A 17,800-nucleotide genomic window follows, 5' to 3' on the forward strand; every position below is an offset into this window, starting at 1 on the left:
ACACCCAGGACCGGCTTCACAGAGGGCCGGCCTTGTGCGAAGCCACTGCCGGATGTGCGAAGTGGCTGCAGGGCCGCCTCGGCAATTCGGGTCACGCTCACACCGCCGGGGGCGGCTCGGCCTGCAGGCGCTGGACCAGCGGGACCAGCTCGGGCACGCGGACCGCCGTCAGGAACACCGCCGCCACCCGGTGCTGCCGGTCGAGCACCAGCGTGGACGGCACGGTGTTGCGCGGGTATCCGCTCAACCGCGCCAGGACGCGACCGGGCGGGTCGAAGATCGAGTCGAAGCTGACGCCCCGGTCGCGGACGAAGTCGGCGGCCGCCTGGCGCTCGTCGCGGACGTCGATGCCGAGCACGGCGGCGCCGGTCTGCTCCTGCACGAACTGCAGGCCCGGCATCTCCTCCCGGCACGGGCCGCACCACGAGCCCCAGATGTTGACGACCACGACGTTGCCCGCGTAGTCGTCGAGCCCGACCGTCGCCCCGTCGTGCAGCAGGCTGTCGCCGGAGATGCCCTTGACGGCGCCGCGGCTCTCCGGCGGGTCGTAGAAGATCGTGGTCTGGCCGCCCGGCGCGACGAACTGGAACTTCCCACCCGTGGCCACCGCGTCCTTCGTGGAGGAGCAACCGGCCAGGAACACGGCGGCCAGTGCGAGGGCGAGCAGGCGGGTCATGCGCCCGTCTGCCTCGGGTCGCTCGCCCCCGCCGGCTCGGAGTAGCGCAGCTGCGTGAGCTCGGTGCCGGTGAACACGAGCGAGGTGAGCGACGCGAGCGCGCACTGCCTGCGCCGCGGGTCGTGCCACAGCCGCTGCCCGGTGACGAACCGCCGCAACGTCCAGATCGGCAGCTGGTGCGACACGCACACCGCCTCGTGCCCCTCGGCGAGCACCCGCGCGCGGTGGACGGCCCCCAGCATGCGGTGCGCGACCTGCAGGTACGGCTCCCCCCACGACGGGGTGAAGGGATCGCGCAGCAGCAGCCAGTGGCGTGGGCTGCGCAGCGATCCCCCTCCGACGGAGACGGTCTTGCCCTCGAACCGGTTGTCGGCCTCGATCAGCCCGTCGTCGGTGCGCACCTCCAGCGCGTGGAGTGCCGCGATCGGTGCGGCGGTCTCCTGCGCGCGCTCCAGCGGCGAGGCGAGCACGGCCGTCACGTCGGCGTCCGCCAGCGACTTGGCGACGATCTCGGCCTGGTTCCGGCCGTTCTCCGAGAGGTGGAAGCCGGGCAGCCTGCCGTAGAGGATGCCGGTCGGGTTGTGCACCTCCCCGTGGCGCAGGAGGTGGACGACCGTGCGGGTCCCGGTCACTGCCCGGCCTCCGTGGGCGGGGTCGCCGTGGCCGCGGCCTTCGCCGCCGCCGGGAGCGCGTCCGCGATCACCTGCCAGGTGTCGTCGTCGAGCGCCGCCGACACGAACCACGCCTCGAAGGCGCTCGGTGGCGGGTACACGCCGCGGTCGAGCAGCGCGTGGAAGAAACCCGGGAACCGCCAGGTGGCGGCGGCCTGGGCACCCGCGTAGTCGTGCACCTCGCCGTCGGTGAAGAACACCGACAGCAGGTTGCCCGCGAACTGGACGCGGTGCGGCACGCCCTCGGCGCTCAACGCGTCGCCGATCAGGCCACCCAGCCGGGCGGCGTTGGCGTCCAGCGCGGCGTACACGTCGGCGTCGGCGTGCCGCAGGGTCGCGAGGCCCGCGGCGACGGCGACCGGGTTCCCGGACAGCGTCCCCGCCTGGTAGACCGGGCCTGCCGGCGCGAGGTAGCTCATGTGCGCCGCGGGGCCGCCGAACGCCGCGGCGGGCAGGCCGCCGGACATGACCTTGCCGAACGTGTAGAGATCGCCCGCGACGCCGTCCAGCCCGAACCACCCGGAGGCGGACACCCGGAACCCGGTCATCACCTCGTCGATCACGAGCAGCGCGCCCGCTGCGTGGCAGATCTCCCGCAGGCCGGCGTTGAAGCCGGGGCGCGGGGGGACCGCGCCCATGTTGCCCGCCGCCGCCTCGATGATCACGCAGGCGATGTCGGCGCCGCCCTCGGCGAACACCGCCCGCACCGCGTCGAGGTCGTTGTACGGGAGCACGATCGTGTCGGCGGCCTGCGCGCCGGTGACGCCCGGGCTGGTCGGCAGGCCGAGGGTCGCCACCCCCGAGCCCGCCTGGGCGAGCAGCGCGTCGACGTGCCCGTGGTAGCAGCCCGCGAACTTCACGACGCCGCGGCGGCCGGTGATCCCGCGGGCGAGCCGGATCGCGCTCATGGTGGCCTCGGTGCCGGAGTTGACCAGCCGGACCTGCTCGACGGGCTCGACCCGGCCGATGATCTCCTCGGCGAGCTCGACCTCGGCGGGCGTCGGCGCTCCGAAGGACAGACCGTGCGTGGCCGCCTCCCGCACCGCGTCGACGACGGCCGGATGGGCGTGCCCGAGGATCATCGGACCCCACGAGCTGACGAGGTCGACGTAGCGGTTCCCGTCGGCGTCGGTGAGCCACGGGCCGGACGCCGACACGAGGAACCGCGGTGTGCCCCCGACCGCGGAGAACGCCCGGACCGGGGAGTTCACCCCTCCGGGGATCGCGGCGGACGCCCTGTCGAACAGGCGCCGCGAGGTCTCGGTGCGCGCGGCGGCCTCCGGGCCGGACGGGATCGGCGAGCTAGCCACGAGGGCCAGTCTCACATCTCGCCGTCGCGAGGTGTGGGCCGGGATCGCGGCTAGCGCGCCCGCGCGAACCAGCGGCTGGGCTCCGGGAGGAACGTGATGATCGTGCCGCCGACCGAGGCGGCCACGACGATCAGGAGGAACACCAGGCTGCCCGTGTCGCCCGCGGCCCCCGTGAACAAGGTGGCCAGCAGCAGCAGGGTGAACCCGACCGTCATGATCGTCAGGATGATGCGCGCCCAGTTGCGGCGCAGGAACGTCAGCACGGCGAACAGGACGTAGAGCGCGGCGACCACCAGGATGACGGCGGCGACGCCCCGCAACGCCGTGACGGCCATCTCGGGCGTCAGGCCCGCCTGCGCCAGCTGCTCCTCGTACCCCGGGGGGATCGCGTCCACGTTCAGCGGTGCCGCGAGCAGGAGCACCCCGGCCGCGAGGAACGGCAGCGCGCTGAGGATCAGCAGCACCAACGAGAGGACCATGAGTCCCGGCCGGGAGACGCGCTCGCCGTCGTCCGGCCCGAGGCCCGCGGCGTCGCCGCTGAAGGGGGTGCCGGCGTACTGGCCCGGCTGCCCGTAGGGGTTGTACTGCTGCGGCTGGCCGTACTGCCCGTACTGGCCCGGCTGCCCGTACTGCCCCGGTTGCCCGCCGTACTGGCCCGGTTGACCGTACTGCGGCTGACCCTGCTGCGCGTACGGGTTGTACGGGGGCCCTTGGCCGTAGCCGGGTGGCGGCTGCTGCCCGTACTGGCCGGGTGGGCCGTACTGACCCGGTTGGCCGTAGGGCTGCTGCCCGTACTGGCCCTGCTGCGGGTACGGCTGTTGGCCGTACTGGTTCGGCTGGCCGTACTGCTGCGGCGGCGCCGGCTGCTGCGCCGTGGAATCCGGCTGCCCCGACCCGTCACCCGGCGGAGCCGCGCCCGGCTGCTCATCGGGCGGTTGTTCCCCGCGGTGCGGGTCGGAGGGTGTGCTCACGGCGTCACCGTAGGTCTGCGCGTCCTGGGCTGTCCACGCCGGCTCATTCCTTGCGGTGGTGGATGTCCTCGGACATCCGGACCAGCGCGTAGTAGAACTCGAGCGTGACCCTGAACAGGATCAGGGCGAACAGCGCGAAGATCCCGCCGACGATCAGCGCCAGGAGACCCGGGCCCACCCCCTGGGCGAACCCGCCGATGAGCGCACCGATGTAGAACAGGCCGATCAGGACCATGCCGACGATGTAGAGGATCTTCACCACGGCGGGTGTGGCGAAGGAGTTGAACTCGAAGTCGAACAGGGCCGCGAACGGGCTGCTCCCCTGCGCCTGCTGGCCACCCGGCTGTCCCGGCGGGGGGCCGAACGCGCCGGGCTGCTGCTGCCCCGGCTGCTGGTACCCGCCCCAGGCGGGCGGAGGCTGCTGCTGTTGCCCGAACCCGCTCGGGTAGGGCGGCGGCTGCTGCCCGCCCTGCCAACCCTGCTGGCCCGGCTGGCCCGGCTGGTACTCGCCGCCGGGGGCTCCCGGGTCATTGCTCATCGCGGTTCCTCCACCTGATCAAGGGGCCGTGATCGTAACCCCTGCGCCCCTACCATGCCGGTGCACCGTACGGACGTGTGGTTGCGGGCGGGTCACAGCCGGGCCGCGACCTCCGTGGCCCAGTACGTCAGAACGATGTCAGCACCGGCCCTGCGGATGCCGGTGAGCGTCTCCAACACGGCGCGGTCGCGCTCGATCCACCCGTTCGCCGCGGCCGCCTCGATCATCGCGTACTCGCCGGAGACCTGGTACGCGGCCACCGGGACGTCGGACACCTCGGCCACGGCGCGCAGGACGTCGAGGTAGGCCATCGCGGGCTTGACCATCACCATGTCGGCGCCCTCCTCGAGGTCGAGGGCGAGCTCGCGCAGGGCCTCGCGCACGTTTGCGCCGTCCTGCTGGTAGGTCTTGCGGTCGCCCGTGAGCTGCGACTCGACCGCCTGCCGGAACGGCCCGTAGAAGGCGGACGTGTACTTCGCGGTGTAGGCGAGGATGCCGGCATCGGTGTGGCCCGCGGCGTCGAGCGCCTCCCGGATCACCCCGACCTGGCCGTCCATCATCCCGCTCGGCCCGACCACGTGCGCACCCGCGTCGACCTGCGCCACCGCCATGTCGGCGTAGACGGCGAGGGTGGCATCGTTGTCCACGCGGCCGTCGGCGTCGAGCACGCCGCAGTGGCCGTGGTCGGTGAACTCGTCGAGGCACGTGTCGGCCATCACCACCGTGGCGTCACCCACCTCGGCGCGCACGTCCCGCAGCGCGACGTTGAGCACGCCGTCCGGATCGATGCCCGCCGAACCGGTGGCGTCGTGCCGTTCCGGCACCCCGAACAGCATCAGCCCACCGACGCCCGCCTGGACCGCCTCCACGGCCGCCTTGCGCAGCGAGTCGCGCGTGTGCTGCACGACCCCCGGCATCGACGGGATCGGCACCGGCTCCGCGGCGCCCTCCTTGACGAACATCGGCAACACCATGTGCCGCGGCCGCAGGTCCGTCTCGGCGACGAGCCGGCGCACGGCCGGGGTGGTGCGCAGCCGCCGGGGCCGGTGGGTGGGAAAAGCCATGGGCCAAGCCTACGACCGGACCCGTGAGCGGATGCGGGTGCTACAGCACTCGTATCCACTCACGAGCAGTTAACGGCGGCGCGCCTTCACCTTCCGCGGCGGGGGCAGGGCGCCCTCGGCGCGGAGCTTGGCCGCGTGCGCGGCCAGCGCGTCGACCAGGGCCGGGACCCTCGCCTCGGACGGCTGCACGTCGACCCGCAGGCCGAACTCGCGGGCGGTCTCGGCCGTCTGCGGGCCGATGCAGGCCACGATCGTGCGGGCGTGCGGCTTGCCGGCGATGCCGACGAGGTTGCGCACCGTGGACGACGAGGTGAAGCACACCGCGTCGAAGCCGCCGGTCTTGATGGCCTCGCGGATCGGGGCGGGCGGCGGCGCGGCGCGCACCGTGCGGTACGCGGTGACGTCGTCGATCTCCCAGCCGCGGTCGCGCAGGCCGGCGGCGAGGGTCTCCGTGGCGATGTCGGCGCGCGGGAGCAGCACGCGGTCGACCGGGTCGAGCACGTCGTCGTAGGGCGGGAAGATGTTGAGCAGGCCCTCGGACGACGACTCCTGGCCCTCGTCGATGGACGGCACGAGCTCCGGGTTGATGCCGAACCCGCGCACCTTCTCCGCGGTGGCCGCGCCGACGCAGGCGATCTTGACGCCGGAGAACGCGCGCGCGTCGAGCCCGAACTCGGCGAACTTCTCCCACACCGCGCGCACCGCGTTGGTCGAGGTGAACACCACCCACTGGTAGCGCCCGTCCACCAGGCCCTTGACCGCGCGCTCCATCTGCGTGGGCGAGCGCGGCGGCTCGACGGCGATCGTGGGCACCTCCTCGGCGGTGGCACCGTGCACCGCGAGGCGGTCGCTCATCGCGCCTGCCTGGTCCTTGGTGCGCGGCACGAGCACGCGCCAGCCGTACAGCGCCCGCGACTCCCACCAGGACAGCTCGGCGCGCAGGCCCACCTCGGCGCCGACGGTGACCACCAGGGCGCCGTCGAGCTCGGCGGCGTCCGCGGCCATCGTCGCGAGGGTGCTCTGCACCGTCTTCTGCGTGGTGTGCGTGCCGTTCGCGGTGACGGCCACCGGGGTCTGCGCGGCGACACCGTGCTCGGTGAGCGATGCGGCGACCTCCGGCAGGTGCGACGCGGTGGCGTGCAGCACGAACGTGCCGGGCGCCGCCGCCAGCCGCGGCCAGTCGACGCCTGCCCGCACGTCGGCCTCCACGTGCGCCGAGCCGAGCGGTACGCCGGCGTACGCCGGGACCGCGGTACCCGCGGGAACGCCGGGGACGATGTCGAACGGCACGGCGGCCGCGGCCACCGCGATGGCCTCCTGCACGACCGAGTCGACGGTGAGCGGGTCGCCGCTGACGAGCCGTGTGACGCTGCGACCGGACTGCACCTCGTTGACGAGGTCCTTCGCGACATCGTTCGGCTGCCCGACGGCGGGGCGTACCTCCGCGCCGTCGGCCACGAGCGCCAGCACCTGCTCCGGGACGTCCGAGTCGGTGATGACGAGCGGCGCGCCCGCGAGGGCCTCGCGTGCGCGGACGGTCAGCAGGCCGGGGTCGCCGGGGCCACTGCCCACGAAGGCGACCCGTCCCGGGTTGGGCGAAGGTGTCATCTCGGAACTCCCGATCCAGCGTTTCTCGGAAGGGCGCCCTGGCCCCCCATGTCGAGCAGCTCCGCGGCCAGTGCCGCGCCGAGCTCCTCGGCGTCGTCCATGTCTCCGGTGACGGATGCGCGCAGCAACGCCCCGTCGATCGTGCCGACCACCGCCCGCAACGAGATGCGGTCGACGGCGTTCCCGTCGTCGTCCAGATCGGAGACGACATCGGCCAGGGCCCCGATCGGGGCGCTGCAGCCCGCCTCGAGGGTGGCCAGTACCGCGCGCTCGGCGACCACCGCGGCCCGGGTGGCCCCGTCGTCGAGGGCGGCGGCGAGCGCCTTGCCGAGCTCGAGGTCCTGCGCCCGGCACTCCACCGCCAGCGCGCCCTGGGCGGGCGCGGGCAGCATCTGCAGCGGGTCGAGCAGCTCGGTGGCCTCGGCGAGGCGCCCCAGCCGGGCCAGGCCTGCGGCCGCGACGACCACGCCGTCGAGCTCGCCGGATGCCACCTTCCCGACCCGCGTGTCGACGTTGCCGCGGATCGCGACCATGTCGAGCCCCAGTCCCAGCGCATCGAGCTGCGCGATGCGCCGCGCCGCGCCGGTGCCGATCCGCGCGCCGGGCGGGAGCTCCCCGAGCACCATGCCGTCGCGGGCCACCAGCGCGTCGCGCGGGTCGTCCCGCTGCGGGACGGCCGCGAGGTGCAGCCGCGGGTCGGGAGCCGTGGGGAGGTCCTTGTAGGAGTGCACGGCGACGTCGACGTCGCCGCGGGCCAGCGCATCCCGCAACGCGGACACGAACACCCCGACGCCCAGCTGCGGGACCGGCGCCGACGAGCGGTCGCCGGACGTGCTGATCGCCACGAGCTCGCACTCGTGGCCTGCCGCGCGCAGCCGGTCGGCGACGATCCCGGTCTGGGCCATGGCGAGCGCGCTCGGCCGGGTGCCGATACGCAGTTTCAATGCGGCCTCCGCGGGGGTGCGTGCGTCGGCGGGGCTCATGCGTCCTGCCCCTCGTGGGAGTCGGTGCGGGCCTCCAGGGCGGCGAGCACGTCGCCGCTGCGCTGGACGGCCACCGCGTTCGGCGTCTGCGGGTCGAGCTCGAACAGCGCGCGCAGCGCGGCCGCGTAGCTGTCGCCGTCGGGCCCCTCGGCCAGCCGCTTCACCTGCACGGTGGGGGTGTGCAGGAGCTTGTCGACGACCCGGCGGACGCTGCGGCCGAACTCCTCGCGCACCTTGGGCTCGAGGTCGGGCAGCCGCGAGTCGAGCCGCAGCAGCTCGGTGTCGATCACCTCGGACGCGCGCCTGCGCAACGCCGTGACGGTGGGGGTGACCTCGGCGGAGCGCTGGGCGGCCAGGTAGGCCTGTGCCTCGTCGGCCACCAGCTCCTGCGCCGCCGCGACCGCGGCGCCCCGGGCGCCGGACGACAGCCTCCGCTGCAGGGCGGCCAGGTCGACGACCGCGACGCCCGGCAGCTCGGCCACGCGCGCGTCGACGTCGCGGGGCAGGCCGAGGTCGCAGATCGCGAGCCGCCGCCCGTCCCGCTCGGCGACCGCCGCCGCGACCGCGTCGAGCTCGACCACGGTGCCCACGGCGCCGGTGCACGCCACCATCAGATCGGCCGCGGCCAGCTCGGCGACCAGCGCCTCGAACCCGCGGGCCCGTGCCGGCGTGCCCTGCGCGCGGGTGTTCTCGGCCAGCCGCTCGGCCCGCTCGGGCGACCGGTTGAGCACCGCGATCTCCGCGACACCCGCCCGGCGCAGGTGGGCGGCCGCGAGCGCGCCCATCACGCCGGCCCCGACGATGACGGCCCGCCGCCCGGCGAGGTCCCCGCCCAGTTCGGATGCGGCGTCGGCGAGCGCCTCGGAGACGACGGATGCGCCCGCCGTGTCGATCCCGGTGCTCGCGTGCACCCGCTTGCCGACGCGCAGGGCGTGCTGCGCGAGCTCGTGGAGCGCGCGGCCTACGGTGCCCGCCTCGTCGGCGGTGGCGTACGCAGCGCGCAGCTGGCCGAGGATCTGGGCCTCGCCGACCACCATCGAGTCGAGCCCCGCGGCCACGGCGAACAGGTGCTGCACGGCCGAGCCCGCGTAGTGCACGAAGACGTGCTCGGTGAGCTCGGTGAGCGACATCCCGGAGTGCCGCGCGAGCACGGCGGAGACGTCGGTGAGACCACCGTGGAAGGCGTCGACCACCGCGACGACCTCGATGCGGTTGCACGTGGACAGCAGCAGGGCCTCCGACACGTGGGGCCCGCGCAGGAGCTCCTCGAGCAGCTTCGGAACCTCGGTGGCCCCGACGGCGGCCCGTTCGAGCACCTGCACCGGCGCGCTGCGGTGCGAGAGACCCACCACGAGCACACTCATGGCAACAGCCCTCCCGCACCGTTCACCGGGTGACCGTTGCCGGAGGCGACCTGCTCGGCGGCGGCCACGTGCTTGCGCGCCACGTGGAACGCGAGTATCTGCAGCTCCACCGCGAGGTCGACCTTGCGCACCTCGACCTCGTCGGGCACCTGCAGCACGACCGGGGCGAAGTTGAGGATGCAGCGCACCCCCGCCTCGACGAAGAGGTCGCACACGCCCTGCGCGGCCTGCCCGGGGGTGGCGATCATCCCGATGGTGACGCCGCGCTCGGCGCACACCTGCGGGATCGCGCGGACGTGCTCGACGAGGATGCCGTTGATGTGGATGCCGACGAGGTCGGGGTCCACGTCGAACAGGGCCGTGACCGGGAAGCCCCGGCCACCGAAACCGCCGTACCCGGCGAGCGCGTGGCCCAGGTTGCCGATGCCGACGAGCGCGACCGCCTGCCGGTGGTCGAGCCCGAGCGTGCGCTCCAGCTGCCGCACCAGTGCCGCGACCTCGTACCCGACACCGCGGATGCCATACGAGCCGATGTAGGACAGGTCCTTGCGCAGCTTCGCCGGGTTGACGCCGGTGGCGGCGGCGAGCTCGTCGCTGGACACCGTGTCGGCGCCCTCCTCCGCGAGCTCGCCGAGCTTGCGCAGGTAGACGGCGAGCCGGGCGACGCTGGCCTCGGGGATCGACCGCAGCCGGGCGGGCGATTCCTCCGAGCCGGCATGCGGCGGCTTCGTCACGCTCACGTCTCCTCGATGCTGCTGTGCCCGGTGATTCCGGCGGTGGCGGTGCTCCGCCTCGCCTGGTGGATTCGAGCCGAATACCCCGGGTCCGGGTGTTGACGGCGACTGGATTACACGGTAGTCGCTTGTGAAGGCACGCACAAAGTCGCGATCTTGAACGCTGGTGCGCCCCCGCGGCCGGTGCGCCACGCGCGACCGATGGTCGTCCCTCGACGGCCGCTCGTCGCGCCCGTCGACCGGAAGGTCTGGCCTGGCCACGCCCGCCCCACACGTCACGGCCGAGACGTCGGAGATCTCGGTCACCCCGTTCCCACCGCCGCCGGATCCGAGGTCATCGGCCCTGCCGCCCGGCCGGCGCCGCCGTTCCGCCGGGGACGCCTCGCCCACCGGCCGCCGCCCGTGAACCCGGGCCCGTGATCGATCGACGATCGGCCGTTCCGGGCCGTCGAACGGCCGAACCGGTCCACGACCGGGCAGATCGCCGTCCGGCCCGCGCATCCACCCGGCACTACCCCGCGGTCGCTGCGGCAGGGGCGGCTAGGACACCGAGAACGCGACGTCCGGCCATCCGGTCGCCCCGTCGGGAACGGGATCGGCGACCGCCTCGGTCTGCGTCACGCCGTCGGCCGCGGTGGCCCGGCTCCGCACGGAGTGGCCGCCGGGCGCGAGGTCGAAGCCGGCGCGCCACATCCGCCAGGTGTCCCCGCTCACCTCGGTGGCGAGCTCGGCCTCCTGCCACGGCCCGCCGTCCACGCTCACCTCGACCCGTCCGATCCCCGTCGGCTGGGACCACGCGATGCCCGCCACGGTGACCCGGCCGGCCGGCAGCGCCGCGAAGCCGCGCGGGCTGTCGATGCGCGACCCGGTCTTGATCGGCCCCTTCTGCGCCCACCCGCGCTGCAGCCAGAAGCCCGCCTTCGCGCCGAACGTCGTGAGCTCCAGATCGGTGACCCACTTCGTGGCCGAGACGTACCCGTACAGGCCGGGGACGACCATCCGCACCGGGAACCCGTGCTCGAGCGGCAGCGCCTCCCCGTTCATGCCGACCGCGAGCATCGCGCCACGGTCCGGTTCGAGCAGCACGTCGACCGGGGTGCCGGTGTACCAGCCGTCCACGCTCGTGGAGAAGGCCTGGTCCGCCCCCGGCCGCACGCCCACCTCCAGGAGCAGGTCACGCAGGTCGATGCCGGTGAACGTCGCGGTGGAGATCAGGTCGCCGCCCACCGGGTTGGAGACGCAGGTGAGCGTGACCGGGCGTTCGACGAGCGGGCGCGACAGCAGGTCGTCGAACGTGAGTGTCCGCTCCGCGTCGACCATCCCGTGGATGCGCAGCGACCAGTCCTGCGCGGCCAGCACGGGGACCCGCAGCGCCGTGTCGATGCGGTAGAACTCGGCGTTCGGCGTCAGGAAGGTGGGGGTGCCCAGCTCCGGGAAGGCGGCCGAGGCCGGGATCGCCGGGGCGCGCTCGGCGAGCCGGGCGCCCGCGATCCGCTCCGTGACCGTTCCTCGCAGGTCCCCCACCCCCCGGCCGAGCCACGAGCCCGCGGCGCCCCCGGCGAGCGATGCCACGCCCACCGCCACCGCCGACCGCACCAGGAGTGCCCTGCGGGTCAGGCCCGCGACCTGCGCCGGTTCCTCGCGACGCCCCGCCGCGGCGAGCGCGAGCCGGTGCAGCCACCGGACCACCGCCACACCGACCACCAGCGAGGCCGTCGGCGCGAGCACGTCCAGGGGCGCGAAGGCGGGCTCGAACATCACCGCGCCCAGCCCGAGCACGCCCAGGACGACCACGACCACGACCGCGGGCCCGGGCTGCCTGCGCGACGCCAGCCCCGCCAGCGCGGCGACGCCCGCGATGACCAGGGCCATCCCCGCGAGCAGCACCGGCTTGTCCGCCGTGCCGAAGGTGGCCTTCGCGAACTCCGTGAGCCCGTGCGGCGACAGGCGGACCACCGCGTCGCCGACGGCCAGGTAGGGCGACGACGCCGGCGCGACGAGCCCCGCCACCAGCTGTCCGGCCGCGACGGCCGCGGCGACGGCCAACACGCCGACGAGCGCCGCCCAGCCCCGTGGGATCTGCGGGGCGGCCGGCTCGTCGACCCGGTGCGGTGCCTCCGTGGTGCTCACGGGACAAGTCTCACCCCGGCGGGCCCCGGCGGATGTGACGATCCGAGGACGGCGCGGCGGGCGTCACGCCAGTGCAGCGCGGAGCCGGTCCTCCTCGACCCGCCAGAAGCCGTGCTCGCGTCCGTCGACCTCGATCACGGGCACGCGGTCGCCGTACTCCGCGCGCAGCGCCGGGTCCGAGTCGACGTCCACGGTGGTCCAGTCCGCGCCGACGTCGCCGCAGATCCGCGCGACGTCGGCCTCGGCATCGGCGCACAGCCCGCAGTCGGCCCGGGTGTAGACGGTGACCCGCGGCGAGGTCACGACTGCCCCGCCAGCTGCCTGCGGGCCACCTTGCCGGTGGGGGTGCGCGGGAGCGCGTCGGTGAACTCGATCACCGACGGCACCTTGAAGCGGGCCAGCCGTTCCGTGCAGTGCTCGCGCACCTCGTCCTCCGTGAGCTCGGCGCCCCCGGCCCGCACCAGGACGGCCTTGACCGCCTCGCCCGTGTTCTCGTCGGGCACCCCGACCACGGCGGCCTCCGCCACCGCGGGCAGCTCGGCGAGCACCGTCTCCACCTCGCGGGGGTACACGTTGAACCCGTTGACGATCACGAGGTCGGACGAGCGGTCGACCAGGTGCAGGTCGCCGTCGTGGTCGAGGAAGCCGACGTCGGCGGTGCGGAACCAGCCGTCGGCGTCCGGGCCGCCCGCGCCGTCGGGCCAGTAGCCGGAGAAGAGGTTGGGCCCGCGCACGGCGACCAGCCCGGTGTCCTGCGCCGGGTCGGAGACGTCCTCGTCGATGTCCTCGGGATCCGGGGCGGCGACGGCCTCGATGGGCCTGCCGTCGCGATCGACGAGCCGCAGCTCGAGGCCGGGGAGGGCGCGCCCGACCGACCCCGGCTTCGGGGGGCCGCCGATCGCGTTCATCGTGAGCACGGGGCCTGCCTCGGTGAGCCCGTACCCCTCGTAGATGGGCAGCCCGGTGACGGTGCGGAACTCCTCGAGCCACTGCGGCGGCAGCGGAGCCCCGCCGGACGTGCACAACCTCAGGCCGCCGGTGGCGGCCCGCAGCTCGGCGGGCGGGAGCTCGAGCAACGCCCGGAACATCGAGGGCACGCCCGCCATCGCGCTGACCCGCTGCCGCACGAGGACGTCGGCGACGTGCGTCGGGTCGAAGCGCTCGGTGAGCACCACCGTGGCGCCGGCCCAGCAGGCCTGCAGGAGCCCGGCGGCGAGCCCGAAGACGTGGAAGAGCGGGATGGACAGCAGCACCCGGTCCACCGGGAGCACGGGCGCGGGGCGCAGCGTTGCGGTCTGCTCGCGGTTGGCGAGCACGGCCCGGTGCGAGAGCTGCACGCCGCGCGGGCGACCCGTCGTGCCGGAGGTGTAGATCAGCAGTGCGAGGTCCTCGCCGCCGCCGACCGGCTCCACCGCGGGCGCGCCGGCGTCGGGGCGGAGATCGGGGGGCGGCAGCAGCGCCGCCCCGTGCGGCGGCCCGCAGCGCTGCGCCGCGGCGTCACCCTCCGCAGCCACGATGACCGCCGGCCGGCAGTCGTCGAGCACGATCTCGAGCTCCCGCGCCACCGAGACCGGCCCGAACGGCACGGACGCGGCGCCCGCCCGCAGCGCACCGAGCACCGACACGCAGAACGCGGCCCCGTTGCCGAGGCGCACGAGCACCCGATCACCGGGCCCGATCCCGGCCTCCCGCAAGCGGGTGGCCTCCGCGCTCACGGCGGCGTCGAACTGCGCCCACGTGAGCGTGACGCCGCTGGTCACGTCCACGATCGCGGCGAGGTCCGGCGTGCCGCGCGCGGCACGCGCGACCAGGTCGGCCACGTGGTGCGGGGTCCCGTCCTGCGGGCTGCCGGTAGGGCTGTCCACGGTTCTCCCAAGGGTCGGCGCCGAGCCGGATGGCCTCGCCCGCGAGTCTGGCACGAACCGGGCCGCCCGGAGGTCCCGACGCCGCCGCCCCGGCGCCGCGACGACACGCGGGAACGCGTGACACTGACCGCGCGTAGTCGGCCGCTCACCGGATCCCGGGCGCGGCGAACGGTGGTGCGTGCTTCGCCACACCTGGCCGCCCGTATGCTCCGCCGCTACAGCCGATTCAACGGCCGACCCACGAGATCGTCGCGAAGCTCACCCGAGGGAGTGGCATGCAGCCTGTCGCCGCCGGCGCACCGCGGGCCGACCCGACGGACGCCTGTGCGTTGCGCAGACGCTCGGCACGGCGTCCGGACCATCGGCGTACCGCCCATCGACTCCGTCCCAGGGCCTGCCGGGAGCCATGACCCGTCCCGCGCGACAGCCTCGGCTGCTCCCCACCGAGACCACCCGGTCCCCAGCGGGTGAAGAGGTACAGATGCCCCCGACCGCAGCTCCCCGCGTAGGTTCCCCCGGCCCACCACCCCAACAAGGCGCCACCCGCCCCCCGCTCCCCCTCCCCCGACGGCACAGCCCGGGTGAGTCGGCGCCGGCCGCGGGAGACCCGACCACCCGACCGCACGACGCGGAGCCGGCGCAGCCCGAGGAGAGCGGCGGCGCGTGGGCGCTGGTGAAGGCGGCCCAGGACGGCGACATGGTCGCCTTCGGCGACCTGTTCGACCGCTACTACGACGTCGTCTTCCGCTACGTGCTCTTCCGCACCAACGACCGGACCCTGGCCGAGGACCTGACCCAGGAGACGTTCGTCCGTGCCCTGCGCCGCATCTCGTCGGTCAGCTACCAGGGGCGGGACATCGGTGCGTGGTTCGTCACGATCGCCCGGAACCTGATCTTCGACCACGTGAAGTCCAGCCGGTACCGGCTGGAGCAGACGACCAACGAGATCATCGAGCTCTCACCGAGCACGGGCGGCCCCGAGCAGCAGGTGCTCGACGGCGCCACCAACGACGAGCTGCTCCGCTGCGTCCGGAAGCTCAACCCCGACCAGCAGGAATGCATCCAGCTCCGCTTCCTGCAAGGCCTGTCCGTGGCCGAAACGGCCGAGATCATGGACCGCAACGAGGGTGCCGTCAAGGCCCTTCAACACCGAGCGGTCCGACGGCTCGCCCAGCTGCTCCCGGAGGGGCTCCGATGATCCGCAGCCATATCGCAGCTACCGACCGTCGCGTTACAGGTGCGGCGAATGAACGACTCAATGCGGTGAACGGTCTTGGACCCGTAACCCCCTGCCCGCCCGCTCGTTGTAGAGCTGAACGCCGCGCCGCGCACGCCCGCGGCACGGGTACTGACAGCGCAGGGATGCAGTGAGGACGGCCAACATGCCCGCCGGACAGGGCAAGGACGCAGAGCGGTTCGCCGCCGCCGTGGAGTCGGGGACACCCCTCGGCGCCGCGGGCGACGCCGATCTCGCGCGGGAACTCGAGATCGTGGCCATGCTGCGGTCGCGGGGTGCGGAGTTCGCGCCGGACGCCGAGACGAAGGCCCGCGCCAAGCAACGCCTCATGGCCGTGCTCGCGGCGGAGCAGGGCGGTCCGCGGCAGGTGCCGCGACCCGTGGCCGCACCGGCCGGGGCCGCCGAGCTGACCGCACCCCTCGGCCGCCTGGCCGAGCACGCGGACGTGGACCCCGCCGCCGAGACCGCGCTGATGGAGCCGGTCACCGCCGAGTCCGGGGCCGACTCCGACGACGACCAGGGCACCGTGGCCGAGCCGATCCCGCTCCACGGCGGCGGCCGGGCGGGCCGCAAGGCCCGGCACAGCCTCGGCGGCCGCGCCAGGCGCCCCGCCGCGCCCGGGCTGCGGGGACGCGTGGTGTTCGTCGGCGCGGCGGCAGCCGCTGCGCTGCTCGCGATCGCCAGCGGCGGCGTCCTCGCCAGCAGCAACGCGCTGCCGGGCGACACCCTCTACCCGGTCAAGCGCGTGGCGGAGTCCGCGGGCCTCGCCCTCACCTTCGACGACGCCGACCGGGCGCGCCGCCACCTCGAGCTCGCCGCGACCCGGCTCTCCGAGGTGGAGCAGCTCGCCCACAGCACGCAGTCCCCGCCCGCGCCCGAGGTGTACACCGAGGCGATGGACGACTTCGACACGGCCACCAACGAGGGCTCCCAGCTGCTGCTCTCCGCCGCCGAGGCGGACAAGGGCAGCACCGCGGCCGACGACCTGCACAAGTGGGCCGCCGAGCAGTCCGACCGGCTGGCCGAGCTGGAGCCCGCCCTGCCCGCCGCGGATGCCGACGAGTCGAAGGAGCTCCTGGACCGGCTGCTCGGCCAGACCTCAGGGCTCGAGGCCGACGACGAGAACGCCTCGCGCGACGGCGGCGACGAGGACTCCAAGAAGTCGGACTCCGAGGACGCCACCGGCGACGCCACCTCCACCCCGGACAAGAAGGACTCGGCGGACGCGAGCGAGACCGACGAGCCGTCGCGCAAGTCCGACTCGACGACGGACCGCACGAAGCCGCAGCTGCTGCCCGACCTCGTCCCCGACAAGACCAAGGGCGGGGACGACGAGTCGACCGGCACGGCGACCGAGGACGAGGGCAGCACCTCGAAGTCGGAGAAGGAGTCCGGCGACGACGGTGACGGCAACGTGTCCGTGCCGTTGCCGCTGCTGCCTCCGGTCAAGCTGCCACCTCTGGTGCCGGGCATGCCCGGGATCACCATCGGTTGAGTCGCGACGACTCGAAGGCCGCCGCGGGCACGCGTCCCGCGGCGGTTTTCGCGTTGCACGTGGTGTCACGGTCGGCGATCCGCCGGTCACCGAACCGGCCTCGTCCGTCCGTCCGGCGACAGTAGGCTGGGACCAAGTGACCCACGGAGGCCCGTAGGTGGTTGAAGAAGAACCTCGCGAACCGCTGTCTCCCATCGGCACCGGCGAGCTGAGTGGAGCCACCGAGACGCCGGGTGTCGTCGATTCCGCCACCGCATCCGACCCGGCGGTCCGCGCCGGTGAGGCAGCCGCGGCAGCCGCTGTGGCCGCCGGCGACAGCGGCCCGGCCGACGTCCCGCTCACCGATCTCACCGCGGCCGCGTTCTTCGACGTCGACAACACGATGATGGTCGGCGCGTCGATCTTCCACTTCGCCCGCGGCCTCGCCGCCAGGAAATTCTTCACCACGGCCGATTTGATCGGCTTCGCGTGGCAGCAGCTGAAGTTCCGCATCGGCGGCCGGGAGACCACGTACTCCACCACCACCGGGCGCGATACCGCCCTCTCGTTCGTCGCCGGACGCCCGGTGGCGGAGATCACCGCGCTCGGTGAGGAGATCTACGACGAGCTGATGGCCGACCGGATCTGGGCGGGCACGCGCGCCCTCGCCCAGATGCACCTGGACGCGGGCCAGCGCGTCTGGCTCGTCACCGCCACCCCCGTCGAGCTGGCCCTCATCATCGCCCGCAGGCTCGGGCTCACCGGCGCGCTCGGCACGGTCGCGGAGAGCGTCGACGGGCTCTACACCGGCCGGCTGGTCGGCGAGATCCTCCACGGGCCGGCGAAGGCGCACGCCGTGCGGGCGCTGGCGGTCACCGAGGGACTGGACCTGCGCCGCTGCACGGCCTACTCCGACTCCGTGAACGACGTGCCGATGCTCTCCGCCGTCGGCACCGCGGTCGCCGTCAACCCCGACTCCGAGCTGCGGGACATCGCGAAGGAGCGGGGGTGGCAGGTCCGCGACTTCCGCACGGGCCGCAAGGCGGCCAAGATCGGCATGCACTCGGCGCTCGGCGCGGGTGCCATCGCAGGCGCCGTCGCGGCGGGGATGGCCGCACGCCGACGCTGACCGGTCGGGCGTCCACGATGATTTCCGGCCCCGCGGGCGGTCCTAC

General features: G+C 74.1%; 16 protein-coding genes. 3 read left to right on the forward strand and 13 right to left on the reverse strand.

The window, feature by feature from the left end; translation table 11 throughout:
• Positions 1–97: 97 nt before the first annotated feature.
• From ABEA81_RS16595 to ABEA81_RS16655, 13 genes are all read right to left on the reverse strand, one after another.
• The gene (locus ABEA81_RS16595; protein ID WP_345606009.1) at positions 98–676 is read right to left on the reverse strand and encodes a TlpA family protein disulfide reductase; all 579 of its coding nucleotides are present in this window, start codon (positions 674–676) and stop codon (positions 98–100) included.
• The gene (locus ABEA81_RS16600; protein ID WP_345606010.1) at positions 673–1,308 is read right to left on the reverse strand and encodes a histidine phosphatase family protein; all 636 of its coding nucleotides are present in this window, start codon (positions 1,306–1,308) and stop codon (positions 673–675) included. The genes ABEA81_RS16595 and ABEA81_RS16600 overlap by 4 nt, the downstream gene beginning before the upstream one ends.
• A complete protein-coding gene (gene hemL, locus ABEA81_RS16605; protein WP_425570588.1) occupies positions 1,305–2,642 on the reverse strand; it encodes a glutamate-1-semialdehyde 2,1-aminomutase in 1,338 nt (445 codons plus the stop codon). The genes ABEA81_RS16600 and hemL overlap by 4 nt, the downstream gene beginning before the upstream one ends.
• A 65-nt stretch (positions 2,643–2,707) precedes the next feature.
• Positions 2,708–3,628: a hypothetical protein gene (locus ABEA81_RS16610; RefSeq protein WP_345606013.1), complete on the reverse strand. Its 921-nt coding sequence runs from the start codon at positions 3,626–3,628 to the stop codon at positions 2,708–2,710.
• Positions 3,629–3,671: 43 nt separating this feature from the next.
• Positions 3,672–4,166 carry a DUF4282 domain-containing protein gene (locus tag ABEA81_RS16615; protein ID WP_345606015.1) on the reverse strand — a complete coding sequence of 165 codons (495 nt, stop codon included), beginning with the start codon at positions 4,164–4,166 and terminating at the stop codon, positions 3,672–3,674.
• Positions 4,167–4,258: 92 nt separating this feature from the next.
• Positions 4,259–5,230: a porphobilinogen synthase gene (hemB, locus tag ABEA81_RS16620; RefSeq protein WP_345606016.1), complete on the reverse strand. Its 972-nt coding sequence runs from the start codon at positions 5,228–5,230 to the stop codon at positions 4,259–4,261.
• A 69-nt stretch (positions 5,231–5,299) separates the two neighbouring features.
• Positions 5,300–6,838: a bifunctional uroporphyrinogen-III C-methyltransferase/uroporphyrinogen-III synthase gene (locus ABEA81_RS16625; protein WP_345606017.1), complete on the reverse strand. Its 1,539-nt coding sequence runs from the start codon at positions 6,836–6,838 to the stop codon at positions 5,300–5,302.
• The gene (gene hemC, locus ABEA81_RS16630; RefSeq protein ID WP_345606018.1) at positions 6,835–7,821 is read right to left on the reverse strand and encodes a hydroxymethylbilane synthase; all 987 of its coding nucleotides are present in this window, start codon (positions 7,819–7,821) and stop codon (positions 6,835–6,837) included. Before hemC ends, ABEA81_RS16625 begins: the two co-directional genes overlap by 4 nt.
• Complete coding sequence (locus ABEA81_RS16635; RefSeq protein ID WP_345606019.1) at positions 7,818–9,185, reverse strand: glutamyl-tRNA reductase; 1,368 nt, start codon at positions 9,183–9,185, stop codon at positions 7,818–7,820. Before ABEA81_RS16635 ends, hemC begins: the two co-directional genes overlap by 4 nt.
• On the reverse strand, positions 9,182–9,919 hold the full coding sequence (locus ABEA81_RS16640; RefSeq protein WP_345606020.1) for a redox-sensing transcriptional repressor Rex: 738 nt from the start codon (positions 9,917–9,919) through the stop codon (positions 9,182–9,184). The genes ABEA81_RS16635 and ABEA81_RS16640 overlap by 4 nt, the downstream gene beginning before the upstream one ends.
• 540 nt (positions 9,920–10,459) lie before the next feature.
• Positions 10,460–12,049 carry a molybdopterin-dependent oxidoreductase gene (locus ABEA81_RS16645; protein WP_345606021.1) on the reverse strand — a complete coding sequence of 530 codons (1,590 nt, stop codon included), beginning with the start codon at positions 12,047–12,049 and terminating at the stop codon, positions 10,460–10,462.
• Between the two features lie 63 nt (positions 12,050–12,112).
• On the reverse strand, positions 12,113–12,352 hold the full coding sequence (locus ABEA81_RS16650; RefSeq protein ID WP_345606022.1) for a glutaredoxin family protein: 240 nt from the start codon (positions 12,350–12,352) through the stop codon (positions 12,113–12,115).
• Positions 12,349–13,914, reverse strand: a complete 1,566-nt coding sequence (locus ABEA81_RS16655; RefSeq protein ID WP_345606023.1) for an AMP-binding protein — start codon at positions 13,912–13,914, stop codon at positions 12,349–12,351. Before ABEA81_RS16655 ends, ABEA81_RS16650 begins: the two co-directional genes overlap by 4 nt.
• A 481-nt stretch (positions 13,915–14,395) precedes the next feature.
• Here ABEA81_RS16655 and ABEA81_RS16660 point away from each other — a divergent pair, with 481 nt between their 5' ends.
• The 3 genes from ABEA81_RS16660 (at position 14,396) to ABEA81_RS16670 (ending at position 17,754) form a co-directional block, all read left to right on the forward strand.
• Positions 14,396–15,112: a sigma-70 family RNA polymerase sigma factor gene (locus tag ABEA81_RS16660; protein ID WP_425570579.1), complete on the forward strand. Its 717-nt coding sequence runs from the start codon at positions 14,396–14,398 to the stop codon at positions 15,110–15,112.
• A gap of 184 nt (positions 15,113–15,296) precedes the next feature.
• Positions 15,297–16,646 (forward strand): DUF5667 domain-containing protein, encoded by a 1,350-nt coding sequence (locus ABEA81_RS16665; RefSeq protein WP_345606024.1) that lies wholly within the window; start codon positions 15,297–15,299, stop codon positions 16,644–16,646.
• Between the two features lie 208 nt (positions 16,647–16,854).
• The gene (locus ABEA81_RS16670) at positions 16,855–17,754 is read left to right on the forward strand and encodes an HAD family hydrolase (RefSeq protein WP_425570589.1); all 900 of its coding nucleotides are present in this window, start codon (positions 16,855–16,857) and stop codon (positions 17,752–17,754) included.
• Positions 17,755–17,800 lie beyond the last annotated feature (46 nt).

The organism is Pseudonocardia adelaidensis (assembly GCF_039543345.1).
In the GTDB taxonomy this organism is placed as follows: domain Bacteria; phylum Actinomycetota; class Actinomycetes; order Mycobacteriales; family Pseudonocardiaceae; genus Pseudonocardia; species Pseudonocardia adelaidensis.

Excerpts from the sequence above, each read along its gene's own strand:
- ABEA81_RS16660 (WP_425570579.1), top strand. The coding sequence starts at position 14,396 with ATGCCCCCGACCGCAGCTCCCCGCGTAGGTTCCCCCGGCCCACCACCC.
- hemB (WP_345606016.1), bottom strand. The coding sequence starts at position 5,230 with ATGGCTTTTCCCACCCACCGGCCCCGGCGGCTGCGCACCACCCCGGCC.
- ABEA81_RS16635 (WP_345606019.1), bottom strand. The coding sequence starts at position 9,185 with ATGAGTGTGCTCGTGGTGGGTCTCTCGCACCGCAGCGCGCCGGTGCAG.
- ABEA81_RS16665 (WP_345606024.1), top strand. The coding sequence starts at position 15,297 with ATGCCCGCCGGACAGGGCAAGGACGCAGAGCGGTTCGCCGCCGCCGTG.
- hemC (WP_345606018.1), bottom strand. The coding sequence starts at position 7,821 with ATGAGCCCCGCCGACGCACGCACCCCCGCGGAGGCCGCATTGAAACTG.
- ABEA81_RS16595 (WP_345606009.1), bottom strand. The coding sequence starts at position 676 with ATGACCCGCCTGCTCGCCCTCGCACTGGCCGCCGTGTTCCTGGCCGGT.
- ABEA81_RS16625 (WP_345606017.1), bottom strand. The coding sequence starts at position 6,838 with ATGACACCTTCGCCCAACCCGGGACGGGTCGCCTTCGTGGGCAGTGGC.
- ABEA81_RS16615 (WP_345606015.1), bottom strand. The coding sequence starts at position 4,166 with ATGAGCAATGACCCGGGAGCCCCCGGCGGCGAGTACCAGCCGGGCCAG.